16 protein-coding genes are annotated in these 20,480 nt (G+C 33.0%); 6 read left to right on the top strand and 10 right to left on the bottom strand.

The genetic code is table 11. From position 1 onward, the window contains the following. Positions 1-4 precede the first annotated feature (4 nt). Both H601_RS0103040 and H601_RS0103035 read left to right on the top strand, forming a co-directional pair. A complete protein-coding gene (locus H601_RS0103040; protein WP_026710136.1) occupies positions 5-898 on the top strand; it encodes a hypothetical protein in 894 nt (297 codons plus the stop codon). Between the two features lie 60 nt (positions 899-958). Beyond that, positions 959-1,741, top strand: a complete 783-nt coding sequence (locus H601_RS0103035; RefSeq protein WP_026710135.1) for an alpha/beta fold hydrolase — start codon at positions 959-961, stop codon at positions 1,739-1,741. A 3-nt stretch (positions 1,742-1,744) separates the two neighbouring features. Here H601_RS0103035 and H601_RS0103030 read toward each other — a convergent pair whose 3' ends face one another. The 4 genes from H601_RS0103030 to H601_RS0103015 form a co-directional block, all read right to left on the bottom strand. After that, positions 1,745-4,501 (bottom strand): PD-(D/E)XK nuclease family protein, encoded by a 2,757-nt coding sequence (locus tag H601_RS0103030; protein WP_026710134.1) that lies wholly within the window; start codon positions 4,499-4,501, stop codon positions 1,745-1,747. 64 nt (positions 4,502-4,565) lie between these two features. After that, positions 4,566-5,948: an OmpA family protein gene (locus H601_RS0103025; RefSeq protein WP_026710133.1), complete on the bottom strand. Its 1,383-nt coding sequence runs from the start codon at positions 5,946-5,948 to the stop codon at positions 4,566-4,568. 106 nt (positions 5,949-6,054) lie between these two features. Continuing rightward, positions 6,055-7,248, bottom strand: coding sequence for a glycine C-acetyltransferase (kbl, locus tag H601_RS0103020; protein WP_026710132.1), 1,194 nt, complete (start codon positions 7,246-7,248; stop codon positions 6,055-6,057). A 16-nt stretch (positions 7,249-7,264) separates the two neighbouring features. Next, positions 7,265-10,417 (bottom strand): UvrD-helicase domain-containing protein, encoded by a 3,153-nt coding sequence (locus tag H601_RS0103015; protein WP_026710131.1) that lies wholly within the window; start codon positions 10,415-10,417, stop codon positions 7,265-7,267. A 103-nt stretch (positions 10,418-10,520) separates the two neighbouring features. Between H601_RS0103015 and H601_RS0103010 the strand changes: the two genes are divergently transcribed. Next, positions 10,521-11,129 carry a superoxide dismutase gene (locus tag H601_RS0103010; RefSeq protein WP_026710130.1) on the top strand — a complete coding sequence of 203 codons (609 nt, stop codon included), beginning with the start codon at positions 10,521-10,523 and terminating at the stop codon, positions 11,127-11,129. 432 nt (positions 11,130-11,561) lie between these two features. Here H601_RS0103010 and H601_RS0103005 read toward each other — a convergent pair whose 3' ends face one another. The 5 genes from H601_RS0103005 to H601_RS0102985 form a co-directional block, all read right to left on the bottom strand. Next, positions 11,562-13,460, bottom strand: coding sequence for an amidophosphoribosyltransferase (locus H601_RS0103005; RefSeq protein WP_026710129.1), 1,899 nt, complete (start codon positions 13,458-13,460; stop codon positions 11,562-11,564). Positions 13,461-13,671: 211 nt separating this feature from the next. Next, complete coding sequence (locus tag H601_RS0103000) at positions 13,672-14,598, bottom strand: PfkB family carbohydrate kinase (protein WP_026710128.1); 927 nt, start codon at positions 14,596-14,598, stop codon at positions 13,672-13,674. 480 nt (positions 14,599-15,078) lie between these two features. Next, positions 15,079-15,591, bottom strand: coding sequence for a hypothetical protein (locus H601_RS0102995; RefSeq protein ID WP_026710127.1), 513 nt, complete (start codon positions 15,589-15,591; stop codon positions 15,079-15,081). Beyond that, positions 15,584-16,042 carry a hypothetical protein gene (locus H601_RS0102990; protein ID WP_026710126.1) on the bottom strand — a complete coding sequence of 153 codons (459 nt, stop codon included), beginning with the start codon at positions 16,040-16,042 and terminating at the stop codon, positions 15,584-15,586. The genes H601_RS0102995 and H601_RS0102990 overlap by 8 nt, the downstream gene beginning before the upstream one ends. Further along, a complete protein-coding gene (locus H601_RS0102985) occupies positions 16,042-17,937 on the bottom strand; it encodes a SprT-like domain-containing protein (protein WP_026710125.1) in 1,896 nt (631 codons plus the stop codon). The genes H601_RS0102990 and H601_RS0102985 overlap by 1 nt, the downstream gene beginning before the upstream one ends. A gap of 267 nt (positions 17,938-18,204) precedes the next feature. On the opposite strand from H601_RS0102985, the gene H601_RS0102975 reads away from it, so the two are divergent. The 3 genes from H601_RS0102975 to H601_RS0102960 all read left to right on the top strand — a co-directional run bounded on the left by H601_RS0102975 (position 18,205) and on the right by H601_RS0102960 (position 19,758). Then, the gene (locus H601_RS0102975) at positions 18,205-18,564 is read left to right on the top strand and encodes a helix-turn-helix domain-containing protein (RefSeq protein WP_035655447.1); all 360 of its coding nucleotides are present in this window, start codon (positions 18,205-18,207) and stop codon (positions 18,562-18,564) included. Between the two features lie 144 nt (positions 18,565-18,708). Next, positions 18,709-19,218, top strand: a complete 510-nt coding sequence (locus tag H601_RS15115) for a helix-turn-helix domain-containing protein (RefSeq protein ID WP_035655446.1) — start codon at positions 18,709-18,711, stop codon at positions 19,216-19,218. A 132-nt stretch (positions 19,219-19,350) separates the two neighbouring features. After that, entirely contained in the window at positions 19,351-19,758 is a 408-nt protein-coding gene (locus tag H601_RS0102960; RefSeq protein WP_026710123.1) for a hypothetical protein, read from the top strand. A 310-nt stretch (positions 19,759-20,068) separates the two neighbouring features. Here the strand turns inward: H601_RS0102960 and H601_RS0102955 are convergent, their stop codons facing one another. After that, positions 20,069-20,212 (bottom strand): hypothetical protein, encoded by a 144-nt coding sequence (locus H601_RS0102955; protein WP_156900331.1) that lies wholly within the window; start codon positions 20,210-20,212, stop codon positions 20,069-20,071. Between the last annotated feature and the right edge of the window lie 268 nt (positions 20,213-20,480).

Here is a 20,480-nt window from a genome sequence, read left to right as displayed (position 1 = left end):
ACTTATGGAAAAAATAAAAGGATTAACAATAGAAAAACTTGATTTTACATTAAACAAAAAAGGTGATTTTTTGGTTTTTGAAGGCCCTTTTTTATCTCATTTTTACGACGACAATGGTTCTGATTATTTGATGTTGTGGGTGGATAAAGATTCTAAATATAATAGATGGTTACTATTTAAAACAGAACCTATAAAATTATATCAATATTTGATGAAAGAATATTCCTTGAGAAAATTATTTGAAATTAGTAACTATGAAATAGTGTATTTTATTGATATTGACAATTATGGAAATTTCAAAAAATTAACTTTGACAATAAAAGATAATATACCAAAAGATTACTTACCCCAAAACAAATCTTTTTTTGATGAAAGATTTGCGGAAAACTATGGCATTTATTTAAAGGATGAACTTTCTAAAACTTTACAAAACACAAATTCTGAAGTCATATCAACTATAACAAAACTGAAGCCAAATCTTGAAGGTAAATCTAAATATATTAGAATTTTAGCTGAAAATAACATTCGAAATACTAGTTCTGAAATTCTAACTCTAAGTTTAACACGTTTAGCTGTTGAAATTCATTATGAAAAGTTTAAAAGTAATGAATATCAACACCTAATGTCAATTCATAATTCAGCTTACACAAATCCAATACATTTGGATATTTATTTTAATGAGTTAAATAGATTGGTTGTTGGAAATACCAAAATAATAAATCCTCGTTTTTTAGATATTAGTGTGGTACTTGAAAAATTAATTATTAGCACAATAGAAATTGTTAAAAAAAACCCTAAGAGATTTGATACTACATTTAACATTTGGAAAAACGACATACTATCCAATCCACATATTCCAGAAAACATTTCAAGTAAACTAAATAATTTTAAGATTTAAAGATTTTGAATTTAACTATCAAATTAACTTTAGTTTAAAATACAATTCAAATAGTCAAAATTGAAAACCATCCTCTACAAAAACACCAAAATCAACTATACTGATACCGGAAAAGGTACGGCAATTGTTTTGTTGCATGGTTTTTTAGAAAATCTATCGATGTGGAAAACCTATATTCCTGAATTTTCAAAAAAACACCGGGTTATTGCAATTGATTTACTAGGACACGGCGAAACAGAATGTTTAGGTTACATTCACACCATGGAAGACCAAGCAGACATGGTACATGCGGTTTTACACGACCTTAAAATCAGAAAAGCAATTTTTATCGGGCATTCAATGGGTGGATATGTGGCATTGGCTTTCTCCGAATTGTATCCGGAGAGCATGAAAGGGTTGGTTTTACTTAATTCTACTTCACGAGCAGATAGTGAGGAAAGAAAAGCCAATAGAGACCGTGCGATTGCAGCAGTAAAACAAAATTATACAGCTTTTGTCCGCATGTCTATCGGGAATTTATTTAGTGAAGACAACCGAGAACGATTGGAAGAAATCATAGAAACTGTTCGTGAAGAAGCATTAAAAACACCTCTTCAAGGTATTGTTGCCGCATTAGAGGGCATGAAAATCAGAAAAGACAGAGAAGTGATTCTTCATTTTGCTCCGTATCCGATGCTGTTGATTTTAGGAAAAAAAGACGGGGTTTTAAACTATGAAGACAGTTTGGATCAAATTGAAAACACCAAAGTAGAATTGGTTACTTTCCCGGACGGACACATGAGTCATATTGAAAATGAAAAAGAGTTGAAAACGATTTTACTTGGATTTATAAAGAAAATCTAATCTTTATAAAATTTTCTCTTCAAAAGATAATTCAACATTTAAAATTTCATTCAGCAACTGAATTATTTCCGTGATAAACTCGTCTAAAATTGTTGAATCTATTGTATTTGCTATAACATCTTTTCCAATTTTTATTTGAAAAGGCATGAAACCACTTTTAAGATTTTTAAAAGAAAGAATACCGACTTCCATTTCTTCATTCGGAAAGACGGATTGCACCATAAACGCATAACACAATAATTGAATGATTTTATCGTGTTTAATCTCTTGCGTTAAGCCGTCCCAAGAAGAAATACTAACGCCTTGTTGTTCTACTTTTCCGGTTTTATAATCAATAATCCTGAGCATCCCGTTTCTACGCTCAATTCTGTCTACATTTCCTTTAATTTTTACCGGAAACGGCAATCGTTCATCTTCAAGCAATTGTTCAAAATTTTGTTCTAAAAACAAAACTTCCACCTCATCACCATCGTTTAAACATTTTTTTTCAAGTTGTAAAAAATTATAAATATTTCGTTTTGCTACTTCAAAAGCCAATAGGTTTTTGCCTTTTGAAATTTCGCCTTCTTTGTATTCTTTTTTGAATTGTACTACTACTTCATCATTCAACCGTTGCAACATTTCATCAATTGCTGCGTGATGTAATAGCGTATTACAATAGGGTCGATAAAGTTGCTCTAATGCACCATGAATAATCGTTCCTAGCGTATTTACTGCAATATTCTCTTCAACTTCATCCACTTCCGAAATGCGTAATATCCGTTGAAAATAAAATTGGATTGGATTTCGAATGTAAGTAGTCAATGTGGAAGGCGAAAAACCATTTTCCGCCATTTCAGACAATCTTTTCATCACCAAAGGTGATTTTTCAATCCTTAGTTCTTGATGAGCTTTTTCAGGTAAAAAAGCATTAAAAATTTCGTGCGTTAGATGATGATTCGGTTGTTTTTCTACCTCTAATTGAGTGATGAATCGGCTTTTTTCTCCACCGTCTAAACCATCTGATTCAGTGTTATACAATAAATAAATGGTTTTAGCCCGAAGTAATAAATGATAAAAATGATACGTATAAATAGCGTCTTTTTCTTTGTGTGTTGGTAAGCCTAATTCTCTTTTTACATCTAAAGGAATATAGGAATTTTGTGTTTTTCCTGCAGGAAAGACGCCTTCGTTCATCGAGGTAATGATGACGGTATCAAAATCCAAGACCCTGCTTTCTAAAACGCCCATTATTTGTAAGCCTTGCAATGGTTCTCCTTCAAAAGAAACTTCGGCTAAATCAATAACTTCTTTATAAATAGCATACAAACCTTCAATGGTGGTAACCGTTGAATGATTTTGGCAATACGATTTCAGTTTATTAATCACTTTAAAAACTGCGTACACAAATGCATTTGCAATGGAATTATTCTCTTCTGTTTCCGATAATAACTGTTTAATAGTTAATAAAATATCGGTTATTCTATTTAAAATAATGGCTGGAGAAACATCCCATTTTTGAAATAACAACTCAAAATAGGGATTACTTTGTTTCTTTAAAGTCATTAACTTAGTATAAGGAATAAAGCTAATATTGTTCCGGTTGATTTTATCAGCAACATTTTTGGCATTTGCAAAAGGTTCAACATACGGGTTTTGAAGTACTTCAATCACATCTTTATAGTAGAAAACATAATTTGATTCGCTTCGTTGAAAAGCATTTAAATGCATTTTAAACAACCTTGAAATCAACAATTGAATTGGATTATTTACAGCAGAATAACCCATAGTGATATTCAAATGACGAACGGAAGCCGGTAAAGCATTTAATGCAGGAATCAGCACATTTTCGTCTCCTAAAACCAACGCTATTTTATCAATTGGCTGTTCTTTGCTAATGTTTTCAATGATATGTCCGGCCAGTTTAGCTTGACCAACTGTTTTTGGCGTGCCGATAACATTTATGTTTTTGGTTTTTGAGAACTCATCAACCAACCATTCATAAGGATGCGAATGATAATATGACCAATTCTTTTTAATTTTTCTGGCAAATAATCCTGCATCATGAAACGGATCGTTTAAAAAAGTGACATCAGTATCCCAAAATACTTTTGCTTTGTTTTCAGCCAATAAATGTTGGATTATTTTTTCTTCCGCTTGATTTAATGCATTAAATCCAGCAAATAATAAGAACCCGGAAAATGAATTAGTATAATGATGAAGATTTTCAACCGCTTCTCTATAAATTAAGCCTTGGTAACCCACTCCTTTTTTTAGCAGAAATTTGTAAAACGCATCATAATAAATAGGCATTTTATCCCAAAACAAAAGATAATTATCTACTAAAGTCGTTTTGCTATTGGGTTCTAAATTCCATCTTTTAATGGCTTCAATTTCTTTTAAATAGGAAAAAACATGATTGGGTTCAATTAAATAGCGATCAATTTCATTAAAATCCTGTAAAAGTGTTTTAGCCCAGTTGGAAAAAAGTTCAAAGGTTTGCTGTTCTTGTTCAGGTGTTAACGATAGGTAAACCTCATAAAACTCAAACAACAAAGCAATAGTATCAATAGAACGAATGCCTGCCAAGTCTTGAACAAATTCCTCAACACTTACAATATTTGGAGCAAAAATAGGTTGCTCCGTATTTTGTTTAATGGCTTCCAAAAGAAACACTTTTGCTCTTTTGTTTGGCAAAACTACTGTCAGCTCTTCTGTTGAACCGAGATGATGTTCTAAAATATAGGAGGCAACTTGTGCTATAAAAGAATTTGGCTTCATGTTATAAAAATAAAAAAACGCTCCGAAAATTCGGAGCGTTTCTGTATTTATTTTTTGAAATTTGTTATTTAATCACAACAACTTCAGTTCTTCTGTTTTGAGCTCTTCCAGCAGCAGTTTTGTTATCTGCAACTGGTTTAGATGGACCATAACCTTCAGACTCTAATCTTGAAGCATCAACTCCGTTAGCAATTAAATAATCTTTAACTGCAGCAGCTCTTTCTTTGGAAAGTCTTTCGTTAGTAGCTAATTTACCTGTATTGTCTGTGTGACCTTCAATTCTAAATTTAGCACTTGGGTACTCATTCATTACATTTTTAATTGATGCTAACGTTTCGAATGAAGAAGCTTTGATAGTAGATTTTCCGGTATCAAATAAGATTGACTTAGCGAAATCATTTAATTTTTTCACTACTTCCTCAGTTACTTCTGGACAACCGTTATTAGCAACTGTTCCTTTAACGTCTGGACATTTGTCATCTTTATCTAACACACCGTCTCCATCTCTATCTGGCCATGGACAACCTTTATTTTCTTTAGGTCCTTTTACTTCTGGACAGTTATCATCTTTGTCTGCAATTCCGTCTCCATCTTTATCTGGACATCCGTTTAATGCTTTTGGACCAGCAACTTCTGGACAAGCATCATCTTTATCAGCAATTCCGTCACCATCAGTATCAGGACAACCTTGGAATTCAGCTAAACCAAATGTATCAGGACAAGCGTCGTTACCGTCAATAATTCCGTCACCGTCTGTATCAGGACAACCATTGTATTGTTTTAAACCAGGAACTTCTGGACAAGCATCATCTTTGTCATAAATTCCGTCACCGTCTGTATCTTTACCTCCAAATTTGAAAGTAAGACCAGCAAAATGTTGCATGTGAGTTGGCATAACCGTTCTGTCATCTTCAAACGAATGTTTGTAAGTTGAACGTAAAGACAAACCAACAGTTTCAGAGAACCAAATGTTTAAACCAAGACCTCCATTAACTGTTCCGGCACTGTTATCACCTAAGAAAGTATAACCTCCACCAATGTGAGCAGTTGGCTCAAAATATTTAACAAAAGTTCCAAAACTGTAGTTGATAACCCCATCGATACCATAATAAGCTAAATCTGTTTTAGCTACTACATAGTCACCGTCAAATTTAGGACCAACAAATTTTTCAATTTTGTTAAATGAACCTGTTACACCAAAAGAGAAATTGTCACCTACATATCTTGATACACCAAAATAGGATACAGAAGGAACAACGCTCCAATTATCATTAGCATTAAAATACTCAGAAAACTGATTTTTAATACTTTCAGCGGCACTTACTCTACCACCGTCAACAGCATTAACCCCAAAGGAGAAAGCCCAAGGGTTATTTTTATCTTGTGCTTGAGAACTTAATCCTGCAAACATTAAGACAGCTACAACAAATTTGTTAAGATGTTTCATACTTGTTTTGTTTTATTACAATACATTGTTAATTGGGGCAAAAGTACATGATTTTGCGTAAATGTCAAAATAATACGTTAAAAATATTAATAAGAATACTGCTAAACTATATTACTCCCAACTCTTTACCTACTTGAGTGAACGCTTCAATTGCTGTATCTAAATGCTCTTTTGAATGGGCGGCTGAAAGTTGTACCCTAATTCTTGCTTTACCCTTTGGCACTACAGGAAAGAAGAATCCGATTACATAAATCCCTTTTTTGAGCAACTCATCTGCCATGGTTTGCGACAATTTTGCGTCATACAACATCACAGGAACAATTGCAGAATCACCGTCAATAATATCAAAACCGGCGGCTTTCATTCCTTTTTTAAAGTAGTCGGTGTTCCATTCTAACTTGTCTCGCAAAAAATGATCGTTTTCTAGCAATTCAAAAACCTTTAACGAAGCCCCAACTATTGATGGTGCTAGCGAATTAGAAAACAAATAAGGTCTTGAACGTTGACGTAAAATTTCAATAACTTCTTTTTTTGCAGTTGTGTAGCCACCCATAGCTCCTCCTAATGCTTTTCCTAATGTTCCGGTGATGATGTCCACTCTTCCCATTACCTTTTTAGCTTCCATAGTACCTTTTCCGGTAGCACCGATAAATCCTGCAGCATGACATTCATCTACCATTACCATTGCATCATATTGTTCTGCCAAATCACAAATTTTATCCAAAGGAGCTACTAAACCATCCATCGAAAATACACCATCGGTTACAATTAATTTGAAACGTCTTCCTTCTTCATTAGCTTTAATTAACTGTTGTTCCAATTCTACCATGTTATTGTTTTCATAGCGATAGCGAGCTGCTTTACACAAACGAACACCATCAATAATAGAAGCATGGTTCAAACTGTCTGAAATAATGGCATCTTCTTCTCCTAACAACGGTTCAAAAACGCCACCATTCGCATCAAAGGCTGCTGCATATAAAATGGTGTCTTCTGTTCCATAAAACGATGCAATTTTTGCTTCTAATTCTTTGTGTATGTCTTGTGTTCCACAAATAAATCGAACCGATGACATTCCAAATCCATGTGTGTCTAAAGCATCTTTTGCCGCTTTAATCACTTCGGGGTGTGAGGACAAACCTAAATAATTGTTCGCACAGAAATTCAACACTTTTTCTCCTGTTGAAATCGTGATTTCCGCTCCTTGTGGTGAAGTGATGATGCGTTCTTTTTTAAATAATCCGTTTTGTTGAATGGTTGCCAACTCTTGTTGCAAATGTTGTTGTATTTTGCCGTACATGATTCTATTTTTATTTTTACAAATTTACGATTTCAACTTTATCACCTAAGTAAACCAAAGTCTTTTTTATCACTTCAAAACCCATTTCTTTTAGAGTAGCCTCATATTCAGCTAATTGCTTATGATGTTTGGGTTCCGGTTTACCGGTTTTATAATCCAAAAGCATTGCTTTATTGTTGGATTGCAAAACAATGCGATCCGGTTTTATGGCTGATATTCCTTTGCGTAAAATAGTTTGCTCATTCCAAATTTTGACATTTTCCTCAAAAAACATTTTTATTTCCGGATGAGTAACTAAATCTTTGATGACAGCAGACACCATTTCTTTTTGGTGAAGGGAGATTAAACCATCTTCTAATGCTTTTTCAGTGGCTTTAACGACATCTAAATGTGACTTAATTTGTGCCGCAATAGCATGAATCACATTACCATATTCAATTGCTTCTTTTGTCGTGCTTCCCCACATTTGACTTTCTCTTTTTGCAATTTTAATGGCGTCAATTGGTAGAGAAGCTTGTATCGCCGGAATAATTTTCGTTTGTTTTGTTTTTTTACTTTCCACTGAAATGCGTTCAGGTGAGCCCCATTCATACACTAATTTTTGTGGATTAAATTCACCATTATCTTCTAAAAACTGCAAGAAAAAAGTGGTCATATTACTTTTTACCATCTCGCCATTCTTATTTAAATTCATTCTTGAAATTACGTGCAACTGTTCTTCTGCTCGCGTTAAAGCAACATATAATACATTAATATTATCCAACAATTCTTCTTCCTTTTTTTGCAAATAAACTGATGAAGCTGATTCGCCATAATTCAACACCTCTTGTTTGTTGTCAATTAACACTTTTGGTATAGAAATAGATTCATCTTCATGCTCTACCCATAACTTGTCTTTTGGTGCACTCGAATAACTTTCTTCGGCAAAAGGAAAAATAACCACCGGAAATTCTAATCCTTTTGACTTATGAATGGTCATAATTCGAATGGCGTTATTACCATCGGGAGAAGGAATGCTGAATTTGTGCGATTGTGTATCCCAAAAATATAAAAAGTCAGCTATGCTGTTTTGACTTCTTACACTTCGCTCCAAAACCCTATCCAACAAATCTTGAACATATACATCTAATTGCTCAACAGGAATAAAAGTGCGAATAATGGATTCCACAGTTTCATATAATGGCATTTTTCGCAGTTTTTTCAACGAAAAGGATAACGAAAAATCTAACAACCAATTCTCAAGTTCTTCTTCTTTTTCAAAAGTTAATCCGGAAGCAATAAAATCGTGTGTCGGATATTTATCCTGTGAATGAGTCGCTATAAAATACAGCATATTAGCTTTCGCATCAACATTTGCGGCATTGTTCAAATACCGTAAAAAATGAATGATAAACATCACTTTGGTTGAATTCAACAACATTAACGACTCTGAAGAAACAATCGGAATACTATTTTCCGTTAAATATTTTGCAATTTCAATTCCGGAATCATTCTTTCGGATTAAAACAACCATATCCCGATAGGAAAACCCTTTATCCGTAAGTAGATGAATTGTTTTTAACACCTCTGCTAAATACAAGTCTGATTTTGTTTCTTCTTCCTCCATTCCAGTAGGTCTCGGCAAAAAAGAAAAACGAACAAACCCTCCTTTTTTATGATTTTCTTTTTGAAAGGAATGTTTTTCATACAACTCTTTATAATCGAGATGTAAAAAATAACGGGAAACAAAATGAAAAAATCGATTATTGAAATCTATAATTTGGCTGTAACTTCTCCAATTGGTATCTAAAAAATAAAGGGCTTTATCCGGGTTGTGAAACGGATTTTTGTCTTTGCCTAACGCAATAAATTGTTCCGCTTTTCCACCTCTCCATCGATAAATAGATTGCTTCGGATCGCCAACAATCATCAATGAACCCCGTTCTTGATTTAAATCTTCACTCGACAACGCATTGTCAATCAATGGAATCAGATTTTCCCATTGCATTTGCGAAGTATCCTGAAATTCATCAATAAAAAAATGTTTGTACCGCTCGCCCATTCGTTCGTAAATAAACGGTGCGGGTTGGTTTTGAATTTCCTGATGAATAATCGCATTGAATTCGGCAATCGATAAAATGTTTTGCTCTTCTTGAATTTTATGCAATTGCTGACTCACTTTATTCAATAACGACATAGGGGTAATATTTTTTAAAAATGAGGCATAAAACAACAGATTTTGCTTTTTTTCCAACATGATATAATAGGTCGAAAGCAATTCAGGGGTTATGCTGTCGACAGCTTGTTTTTGTTCAGCAGGAACTGTTTTGGCATATCGATTTTCTTCGCTTAATGCAGATTCTACATTGGATTTAAGTTCAAAATCACCTTGAGAATGTTTACTGAAATAGTTATAAACTGTTCCTCTTGTAAAAGCTTTAGCATCCAAATCATGGTCATGAATCAAACGCATGACATTTTGTGCCAAATCCATGACTTCATGTTCTAATTGTTTGCAGGTTTGTTGTAATTTCTTTTTTAAAGCAACAAATTCCTCCAATTCTTTTTCTTTGTAATGCTCAATTTCCGTTCGATTGTTTTCATTGGTCAGCAATTTTGAAATCTCCAAAATATCTCTCGTTACATCCCACGATTTGTCATCATCTGCTTTTTCAATCGTAAAATCAACCAATAATTTGGTCAAGACCTCGTCGTTTCCGGCTTCTGCCACGATAGCATCAACGGCTTCATTCAAAAGATTTTGTGTTTCTAAAGACACTTCAAAAGTAGAAGGCAAATTCAAATCATGTGCAAAAGTTCGAATAACCCGATGTGTGAATTTATCAATAGTAGAAATATCAAAGGCGGCATAATTATGAATTATGGTTCTCAGAATAATTTTTGACTTTTGAAAAATGCGTTCGAGCGATAAATCCGTTTCTGAAGCAATGGCATTGGCAACCGTAATTGCTTTTTCAGAGGGCGAATCAGAAGCCAAATCAGATAAGGTTTCCACAATTCTACTTTTCATCTCACCAACCGCTTTGTTGGTGAAAGTTATCGCTAAAATCGACTTATACGCATCATCTCGCGAAGAAGTAAGAATGATTTTAAGGTATTCTTTTACCAACGTAAATGTTTTACCCGATCCGGCCGAAGCATCATAAATAGAAAAAGCAGCAGTTTTCAATGGATTGTTTTAATTTATACAATTATAATGAAATAGTATTTCCTATTCCAAAGTTAATTGATTAATTTTGATGCAACTATTGTTCAACATAAAAATAAACAACATGTCATTCGAATTACCAAAATTACCTTATGCATATGATGCATTAGAACCTCATATTGATGCTCGTACGATGGAAATTCACCATTCTAAACATCACGCAGCCTATACCAACAATTTAAATGCTGCTATTGCCGGCACAGATATGGAGGGAAAAACAATTGAAAATATTTTAATCAACCTTGACAAAACCAATGCGGCCGTTCGTAACAACGGTGGCGGTTTCTACAACCACAATTTGTTTTGGACCATCATGTCACCTAACGGTGGTGGTGAGCCAACCGGAGAATTAGCCGATGCTATCGAAAGAGATTTTGGTTCATTTGCGGAATTCAAAGCAAAATTTTCAAAAGCAGGAGCCACTCAATTTGGTTCAGGTTGGGCATTTTTGTGTGTAGAAAAAGGTGGAAAATTAAATGTTTGTGGAACGCCAAACCAAGATAATCCATTAATGCCCGGAGTTGGTTGCGGTGGAACACCTATTTTAGCAATGGACGTTTGGGAACATGCTTATTATTTGCATTACCAAAACAGAAGACCGGATTATATTGAAGCGTTTTTTAACGTAATCAATTGGTCTGAGGTTTCACGTAGATATGCTACAGAAAAATAAAGAAAATAGAACGCAACAAAAAAGCGGTGGTTATAATTAATCACCGCTTTTTTATTGGCCTAAAAATAAAAAGGTGGAATTGCTTCCACCCTTTTGCCCCAAATCTACCATAAACTTAACCGTGCGTACTATGGTAAATACAAATGTACAACGCAATTTTAAGAAAAACTATTGTACGTTGGTTTAAATTTTAACATTTAGGGAAAAGAGGGTGATTGTATGAAAAAGAAGGGTTGTTGAACGTGTTTTAAAAGTAATACAAAACGGATATAAAATAAAAAAGGTACACAGAGTGTACCCTTTTTGCCCCAAATCTACCATAAACTTAACCTACTAATGCTATGGTGAAACAAATGTAGGTGGATGCTATTTTGTTAACAAAAAAATTAGATGAAATGCACCAAAAGTCGTTCAAAAGCAAAAAATTAGTGTTTAATAGGCTCTTGCGTCTTTTCCTTCATAAAAATTGATGAACGCTTGATTTACCACCCGATTACCACCAGGAGTAGGATAATCACCCGTAAAATACCAATCTCCTTTGTTTTTTGGACAAGCAGTATGAAGGTTTTCTACCGTTTGAAAAATGATTTTCACGTGTGCTTTGATATCCGATGAACTTAACATCGCCGCAATCTTATCCGAAATTTGCTGGTCGGTGAACGGTGCATAGATTTCTTTGACATGATTTTGCATGTCGGTATCTTTCACTTTTTCTTGTGCTTTACACTTTTTATATACTTCTTCTACCAAATTATAGCGGTTGTTTTCTTTTAATAATTCCAAAACAGCTCTAAACGCCACTAAACCTTCCAACTTTGCCATGTCAATGCCATAACAATCCGGATAACGGATTTGTGGTGCTGAAGAAACAATCACAATCTGTTTAGGATTTAATCTATCCATCATGCGAATAATGCTTTTCTTTAAGGTAGTACCGCGAACGATACTATCATCAATAATCACCAAATTATCTTCCGGATTGATAATGCCATACGTCACATCATACACGTGGGCTACCAAATCATCTCGACTGCTGTCTTCTGTGATAAAAGTGCGTAATTTGGCATCTTTTATCGCCACTTTCTCCGTTCTGATTTTTACAGATAGTATTTCTTCCAGTTTTTCTTTGGTTAAAGTTTTACGATGATCTAAAATGTATTGATTTTTTCGTTGGTTTAAAAAATCATTCGCCGCTTCTACCATTCCATAAAAAGAAGTTTCAGCTGTATTGGGAATATAGGAGAAAACAGTATTATCCGTATCATTATCAATCGCTTCCAATACTGCCGGAAGAATTAATTTTCCTAACATTTTTCTTTCGCGGTATATTTCTGCGTCACTCCCTCTGGAAAAATAGATGCGTTCAAACGAACACGCTTTCTTTTCTAACGGCTCTAAAATTTGTTCTAAGGAAAAACTTCCATTCTTTTTGATGATTAATGCTTTTCCGGGTTCCAGCTCTTGTACTTTTTCGTAAGCCACATTGAAAACCGTTTGAATTACCGGTCTTTCTGAGGCAACTACCACGATTTCCTCATCTTCATAATAAAACGCAGGTCGAATTCCGGCAGGGTCACGCAACACAAAGGCGTCACCGTGTCCTAATAATCCGGCCATGGCAAAACCACCGTCCCAGTTCTTGGAAGCTTTTCTTAAAATCTTTGCTATATCTAATTTTTCAGCTATCACCGGAGAGGCTTCTCTTTTGGACAATCCGTTGTTTTTACATTCTTGATATAAATCGGTCACTTCATCATCTAAAAAATGACCAATTTTTTCCATGACAGTAACCGTATCGGCCAATTCCTTCGGATGTTGCCCTAATTCCACCAAATTATCAAACAACTCCTTTACATTCGTCATATTGAAATTTCCCGCTACAATCAAATTGCGGTGCATCCAATTGTTTTGACGTAAAAACGGATGAACACTTTCGATACTGTTCTTTCCAAACGTTCCATAACGAACGTGACCTAAAAACAATTCACCGATATACGGAATGTTTTCTTTTTGCCATTCCACATCATTTTGAAATTCAGGATGAAGAATCAACTCCTCATTGATTCGCCCATTGATTTGCGTAAAAATATCTTGAATAGGTTGTGCTTGATTGGAACGCACCCGGCTAATGTATCGCTGTCCGGGAGCCACATCAAACTTGATACTCGCAAATCCGGCACCGTCTTGACCGCGGTTGTGCTGCTTTTCCATCAACAAATACATTTTTTGGATGCCATAAAAAGCAGAACCGTATTTGTCTTTGTAATACTGAAGCGGTTTCTTTAATCGTAAAAGTGCAATTCCACATTCGTGTTTGATTGCGTCACTCATTTTGTTGTAGTTATTAGTTGTGTTATTTCTAGCACGAATTTACTTTGTAAGTTCGTTTTGTTTAAGCCGCAAATTTCACGAATTTTGATATTGATTATAATGTATTTCACTTATTGAATTTTATTACAAGCCTAAATAAAATTCGTGCTAATTCGTGCAATTTGTGGCTAACTCATATAAAAAATGCCCCGAAATTTCGAGGCACACTTTTTTATTCTAATTCTATGTCAAATTGCGTTAGGGCTCTAAATTGTTTTAAACGCTCAAAAACTTCTTCGCGTTCTAAGTCAACCATTCGCTCCGTTCCAAATTTTTCAACACAGAAAGAAGCTAAGTTAGAACCATAAATAATCGCATTTTTCATGTTGCCAAACGAAATGTTTTCACTTTGAGCAATAAATCCAGAAAATCCTCCGGCAAAAGTATCACCCGCTCCTGTAGGATCAAAAACTTCTTCTAACGGTAAAGCCGGTGCAAAGAAAATTTCTTTTCCATGGAACAATAAAGCTCCGTGTTCTCCTTTTTTTATCACTACATATTTTGGTCCCATTGTATGAATTTTAGCAGCTGCTTTTACCAAGGAATATTCTCCGGATAATTGACGGGCTTCTTCATCGTTGATGGTAATCACATCCACGCGTTTCATCACTTCGTGTAATTCTGCTAACGCACAATCCATCCAGAAATTCATGGTATCCAACACCACTAATTTTGGTTTAGCGGTCATTTGATCCAACACGCTGATTTGCACCATCGGATGCAAGTTCCCCAACATTACCACCTCAGCATTTTGGAATTCGGTTGGTACTTTCGGTTGAAAATCGGCCAACACATTAAGTTCAGTTACCAACGTATCTCTTGAATTCAAATCGTTGTGGTAACGACCGCTCCAAAAGAAGGTTTTACCGCCCTTCACAATTTCAATTCCGGAAATATCAATATCTCTATCCGACAATAAATCTAAATATTCTTGTGGAAAATCTTCTCCTACCACCGAAACAATTCCGGATTTAATATTAAAAAAAGAAGCCGAAAGCCCAATAAAAGTAGCGGCTCCGCCTAAAATTTTATCTGTTTTTCCGAAAGGAGTTTCAATGGCATCAAAAGCAACCGTTCCTACGATTAAAAGTTTGTTCATGAGTTATCACTTGATATAAGGTGCAAAGATAGGGTTTTTGTTTTTGGTTTGAAAGTGGAAATTGTGTGTGGTTTTAAATAATTTTCACAAGAAGTTTAGTTCCGAATAGCTATGTAGATTGTGAAGCTTTTCTTAGGATAATTGTGATGAATAATACTTAGTTGGGTCAAAAACCGTACAAAACATGGTATCACTTTTCTTCATTACATTCGATTTAAGGTATTTTCAAATGTAAAAAAGGTAAGCGGTTAGGCTTACCTTTTAGATTTAAATTTTATTTAAGGATTGATTTACAAAAGGTTAAGTTGAACTTTTTTGTTCATCACTAACTTTGGAAGATTTCCATTTAGTTATTAACCAGACAAAAAAAATAAGAAAAAAAAGATTAAAATGTTCACTAATAAAAGATTAAAATGTTCATTTTTACAATTATATTTCCACCTCTTTAATAATCAACTACTATGTGAAACTTGATGTTTGTCAATTTGAATTCATTCTAAAATGATCTTTTTTAGAATACTCAATAAAATAAAATTTTACTTCTCTCGCTATATAATTTCTACCTTTTTTCTCTGACAAATCAATTATGAAAATCTTATTATACTGAAAAAATGCAGTATCATCATATAATTTTTTTTTATTTATGTCATCAATAGTATATACACTATCCTTATTTTTTTTTAAAAATGATTTTTTTACTTTAAAGGTTCTTAAAATTTCATGTGGTTTTTTTTCATAATCGTATGTTCTATCTATCACAAAGTTAAAAAACTGTTCATTTTCAAAAAAATACCAATACGATATATAATCAATTTCCATTAATTTAGGCAAAGGCCTAAGTGATTTGACAAATTGATTTTTCCCTTCTTTAAATATTATAAAAATACTATCCTTAGGAGTTAAATAATTTTCAGATTGTGAATAAGAAAAAAATGATACAAAAAAAAGTATTAAAATAAGTCTTTTTATGATAATTATACTATACTTACTCATTTGCTACAAAACTAAAAATTACACCTCTTGCAATATAATGTTTTCCTTCCTTTTCTTCCAAATCCACAATATAAACTTTTCGTAACTGAAGAAATAAAATAAAATTATCAATGCCTTTTTCATTTATGTCATCATAATTTATTATTTTATGTTTATTTTTTCTTAAATATGATTTTTGGAGTTTATATGTTTTAAGTACTTTATTACCATTACTATCATAATTAAATGTTTCATCAATAAAAAAACTACAACTTTTTCCGTCACTAAAATTAAAAATATAGGAAACTTTTTTTATATTTTTGGAGTTTTTTTCTAAAATTTTTGAGTATATTTTCTGATTTTCACTTTCGGAAAAATATATAAACACGCTATCTTTCTTTTTTAATTCATGGTCAAATTGAGCAAATGCAGAAAATGATACTAAAAAAAATATATGAAGTAAAAATCTCATCAGAATATTGTCTTAGTTATTGAAAAACTTCCTAACTCCTTCATAAAATAAAACTTTTCATAATTAATAGATCCAGAGGGATATTGATTTAAAAACGGAGAACTCTCATGTAAGCCATTTAAAGATAAATAATAAAACAAATCTGGCCAATTAAAATTGTAAATTTCATTATTAGACAAGATCCAAGTAGATTGCTCTGCTTGTGAAATGTGCGATGGAGAAATCAATTTATCCTTTAAACTCAATAAAACATCTGTAAATACTGGTATCATGTGGTTAAACATAAAATCATGTTGTGATACAGTTCCGTTAGCAACAGGTACACCTCCAAAACCGACTGTAATTGTGCCTAATAATTGACTAAGGTCTAGTCCATTAATTTCTGCAATAGTTGTGCCTAAATTTTGATTTATCATTTTAATATTCAAATAAGCATGAATACATTCATGCAAAATTGTTTTTGCAATTGATATATTTGAATAAATACCAAACATTGATTTATTTATCTTAATAGTGTTATAAAATTTACCATTCAAGCTTTCTAATATACAGATTCCATTTGCACTAGTTGGAATCCCATCATCAGTAATTTCAAATTTAACATTAATTCTTGGATCATTGATTTGAAATGTTTCTGTAAACATTTGCTTAAAAGTATTTGACGCCATCAATTTATTATAAATCCATGTAAATTGTTGTCCTTCTGTTGTATTTTGATCAATAGCTGAGAAATCAATATTGGCAGGTGAATTTAAGGATTTTTGCAAATCAAGATTTAAACCACTATCCTTAAGGTTTTGCAAAAACTCCTCTGCAAAAGCTAAATCCGCATTTGCTGAATTAATATAATTCTCAATCATATCTTTAATTTCATCTGAAGCACCTTGTGGATAAGGTTTTGTGAGCCAATTTTTTAAATCTGTAGGCAAACTAAAAATAAAACTCATAAATGCAGATGAAGGCTCAATTATTCCTATACCGTCGGCTGGTGGACAAGGGTCACCCATATCACCATCAGACTCTTCACTATTTTCACCTTTTTTAGTGGTTCCATTTTTATAAATTTGATACATCGCTCCTGTGCATGTATCTATCGCGTATGTAGCCCCTTTGAATGTCCCTTTACAATCGGGATAACTACCATCATGCCCGCCTCCTCCATTACAACTTATTACCATAAAAATAACACCACAACTTCCAGTTGTTGAACCACCTCCACTTGAACCTCCTGTATTACCTATTGCTCCTTGATTTAAACCAATTCCTGAAGGATTCGATATTATTGTTGTTGGATTTGTGTCAGGTAAATTAGAGTCATTTGGATATGGTGAATTTTCAACACCTCCAAAAACAGGTGTTTGAGGATCAGAATTCACAGGATCAGGACAAGGAAAACTATTTACTATAATTTGTGAATTCAAAGTCCCTTCAAATTGAGCTATTAATTTCTGTCCAGAATAATATGCATTTTTAAAATCCTCGGTCATTAAATATTCATATAAAACAACTTTTTCTTTGTCATCATAGGTAGAATAAACTATATTGTAAAATTTTTCTAATGTGATTGAAGTTGGTTTTACTAAATAAGTATAATTAGTTACACCAAATTCATTCGTTATTTCTAATACTTTTGTTAAATCAATTTCTCCAACATTAGTGCTTAAGACAGTAAAATTATTCGTGTCATTTTTACCGAATGGTTTATTAAATTTTGTAGCTAATTTTGCTGAAATGTGTCTAGACTGTTTACTATCTAAATATCTAACTTGTTTTTTGGTTACAGGTATATCTTTACCAAATTGTTTTAAAACAACTTCCTCCGTTTGGCAGGAAATTAAGAAGCCAAATAAAGATAAAAGGCAAAGTAAATGTTTAAACAAACGTTTTTTGTTCATAATAATGGTGTTTTAGTAGGTTAAAAATTCATTTATAGCAAATGAGTTAAAACCAAAGCATCATGTACCCATTATTTCAACGAAAGAAAAAGTCTGCAGTACTTTCTTTTTTTGAAAATTGTGAAGATTCATAAAAAAATTGATTTTAGCTCAATTATTTATGATTAAATTTGTTTTTGCTAATTAAGAAAATTATTTTTAATCAACAAAATATTTTTTAGTTCTAAATTATGTATTTTTAGTTCTAAAATAGAACCAAGCCGAATCATGAAAAACAACATTGGACAAAAAATTAGAAAAGTAAGAGAACTAAAAGGTTTTACTCAAGATTATATGGCAGATAAACTGGCCATTTCACAAAGAGCTTATAGCAAATTAGAAAATAATGAAACAAAATTAGACTGGGAGAAAATAGAATTGGTGTCGTCCGTTTTGGGTGTAGACCCCCTTGAACTTGTTGCGTTTGATGATACTCTTGTCTTTAATAATTGCATACAATCCGGCAAGTTCCATATTTTTAACAACAATCTACCTGAGGAACTCAAAAAAAACTATGAAGAAAGAATAGAGCATTTGGAGAAAGAGATAGAGTTTCTGAGAGATTTAGTAAATAAATCAAATGTTTAGTAAGCCATAAATATCTGTAGCAAAAATTTCATTTAAAAAAAAATGCGTCAATAGTTGACGCATTTTTTTCATTCTTAAAAATTTGCTACAAAAAGTGTAGCGTAAAATTATTTTTTGCAAATTTGCTACAAATGTAAATCTAAAATGAAAAAGCAACTGACCATCAGAGAACAACTCGGTTTAAAACAAGAAGAATTGGCATTGTTGCTTCAAGTCACGCGTAGTCAACTCTCGTTGTATGAAATTGGCAAACGTAAACTACCCACTCATGCCACTGAAAAATTGGCTACACTCTTATCTTTTGCACAAAGCGAATCTGAAACAGAAAATCTTGAAGCTAAAAACGAGCCAACAGAGAGAGGTCTTTTGCATCGTCTTTTAGTAAAAAACCAACACCAGCAACAATTGATTGAAAAGAAAATATTGGCTATGCAGAAAAAAGAAAATGCAGCAAAGGCGTCTAACAAAATTGTAAGCCGTTTGAAGGAACAAGCCAAATCAAAAAAAGAAATTAAATTATACGAGTCGCTTGCCCACAAAAAGCTAAATGAAAAAAATGCAGAGGGCTTGGTTCTACTACAAATAAAAAAAGAAGTATTGGCTTTTGAAGAAAAAATACTCAAAAAACGTTTAGAAATAGCGGTGATAACGTAAGAAATTTAGTTAATAGTATATTTTTATTATAAGATTAACGCTACACGTTAATGTTTTTATAAACTTCTGATTTATAATATTTTAAGGTATAATACTTGCGTTTATGTAAGTATAATTTTAAAATAATTTATTATGTATTCAGTAAGTAATTTAACAACAGTTGCCGATTGCGATGTGTTGTTGGGCATTGCCCAAAAGGAAAAATCCGATTTAAACTTTAAAAAGTTATCTGAGGAACGACTTGTTACCAATTACAGCAATACCGCTGTAGAGATTGATGCCATCTTGCAAGGTGTAAATGCAGAAATAGCTGCTGTTGACACAGTTATTGCGATTTTACCGGAAGGCCCCACCAAAGAGGCCGAAGAAAAACGCAAAGTACGGTTAGAATACCGCAAATTCTTGTTGGAAAACCGTAAAGAAAGTTACGGTGCGGTGGCTCTATTGGAAAAAGAATTAGACCTTGAACGCGTAAACAAACAACTTGCCGAAGTAGATGAGTTTATCGCAGAAGTTACCGCCCATCGGGATACGTTGTAAAAGTAATTGTAATGTAATGACCGCCTCTAAAGGGCGGTTTTTTTGCGTTATTAATTTCGAAATAACACAACTTCTTTATAGGGTTATCCAAAAGCATCAACCTATGATTGCTATGTGTTTAAAATATTATCGTGTTTTTTTACAACAAGTAAATACATTTTGTAAAATGTAATTTATTGTAACTACTCATATTTTCGTATTATTGAGATGTAGTAAAATATTTTATTTACCAGACCTAAAGGAAAGGATTTATGCATTATCAAGGAGTTGACAAAATAGCCGAAGTTAATTCTTTGGTTTATTTTTGTTTTTATAATATATCATGATAGCTTGTAATACTTTTGAAACTGGCAAAATCTGAAGCATTTTTCGTATTTCTCCAAATATCACTTTTATTTTTTGATTTTTCATCATCCAAAGCATCGCCAATAAAATTAGTGACCAGCTTAACCATGCTACTGTGTTTGTTATCATAATTAAAATTGTTTATTATAAATATGTTCGTTTTTCAAAAAGTTCGTGTTCAAAGAAAAAAAGTTTCATTTTTTTATTTCGGACATCAAATCGCAAGCTACTTTGATGATTTAATAAAAAAAAGGACATCAAAAATCGACTTGAAAAAAGTCAGTGTTTACGGGCTATTTCCTTCTTTTTTATCGCTAAGGATTCCAGACAACAAAAAAGGTCCACTTTTTAAAAATGATTTCTTTTGGCTAAATTCC

Origin of the sequence: Flavobacterium filum DSM 17961, assembly GCF_000425465.1 — a bacterium.
Classification (GTDB): Bacteria; Bacteroidota; Bacteroidia; order Flavobacteriales; family Flavobacteriaceae; genus Flavobacterium; species Flavobacterium filum.
This window is presented reverse-complemented; position numbering and strand designations above follow the sequence as displayed.

Excerpts from the sequence above, each read along its gene's own strand:
- H601_RS0102990 (WP_026710126.1), bottom strand. The coding sequence starts at position 16,042 with ATGAGATTTTTACTTCATATATTTTTTTTAGTATCATTTTCTGCATTT.
- H601_RS0103040 (WP_026710136.1), top strand. The coding sequence starts at position 5 with ATGGAAAAAATAAAAGGATTAACAATAGAAAAACTTGATTTTACATTA.
- H601_RS0102960 (WP_026710123.1), top strand. The coding sequence starts at position 19,351 with ATGTATTCAGTAAGTAATTTAACAACAGTTGCCGATTGCGATGTGTTG.
- H601_RS15115 (WP_035655446.1), top strand. The coding sequence starts at position 18,709 with ATGAAAAAGCAACTGACCATCAGAGAACAACTCGGTTTAAAACAAGAA.
- H601_RS0103005 (WP_026710129.1), bottom strand. The coding sequence starts at position 13,460 with ATGAGTGACGCAATCAAACACGAATGTGGAATTGCACTTTTACGATTA.
- H601_RS0103010 (WP_026710130.1), top strand. The coding sequence starts at position 10,521 with ATGTCATTCGAATTACCAAAATTACCTTATGCATATGATGCATTAGAA.
- H601_RS0102995 (WP_026710127.1), bottom strand. The coding sequence starts at position 15,591 with ATGAGTAAGTATAGTATAATTATCATAAAAAGACTTATTTTAATACTT.
- kbl (WP_026710132.1), bottom strand. The coding sequence starts at position 7,248 with ATGTACGGCAAAATACAACAACATTTGCAACAAGAGTTGGCAACCATT.
- H601_RS0103030 (WP_026710134.1), bottom strand. The coding sequence starts at position 4,501 with ATGAAGCCAAATTCTTTTATAGCACAAGTTGCCTCCTATATTTTAGAA.
- H601_RS0103000 (WP_026710128.1), bottom strand. The coding sequence starts at position 14,598 with ATGAACAAACTTTTAATCGTAGGAACGGTTGCTTTTGATGCCATTGAA.
- H601_RS0102985 (WP_026710125.1), bottom strand. The coding sequence starts at position 17,937 with ATGAACAAAAAACGTTTGTTTAAACATTTACTTTGCCTTTTATCTTTA.
- H601_RS0102955 (WP_156900331.1), bottom strand. The coding sequence starts at position 20,212 with ATGGTTAAGCTGGTCACTAATTTTATTGGCGATGCTTTGGATGATGAA.
- H601_RS0103025 (WP_026710133.1), bottom strand. The coding sequence starts at position 5,948 with ATGAAACATCTTAACAAATTTGTTGTAGCTGTCTTAATGTTTGCAGGA.
- H601_RS0102975 (WP_035655447.1), top strand. The coding sequence starts at position 18,205 with ATGAAAAACAACATTGGACAAAAAATTAGAAAAGTAAGAGAACTAAAA.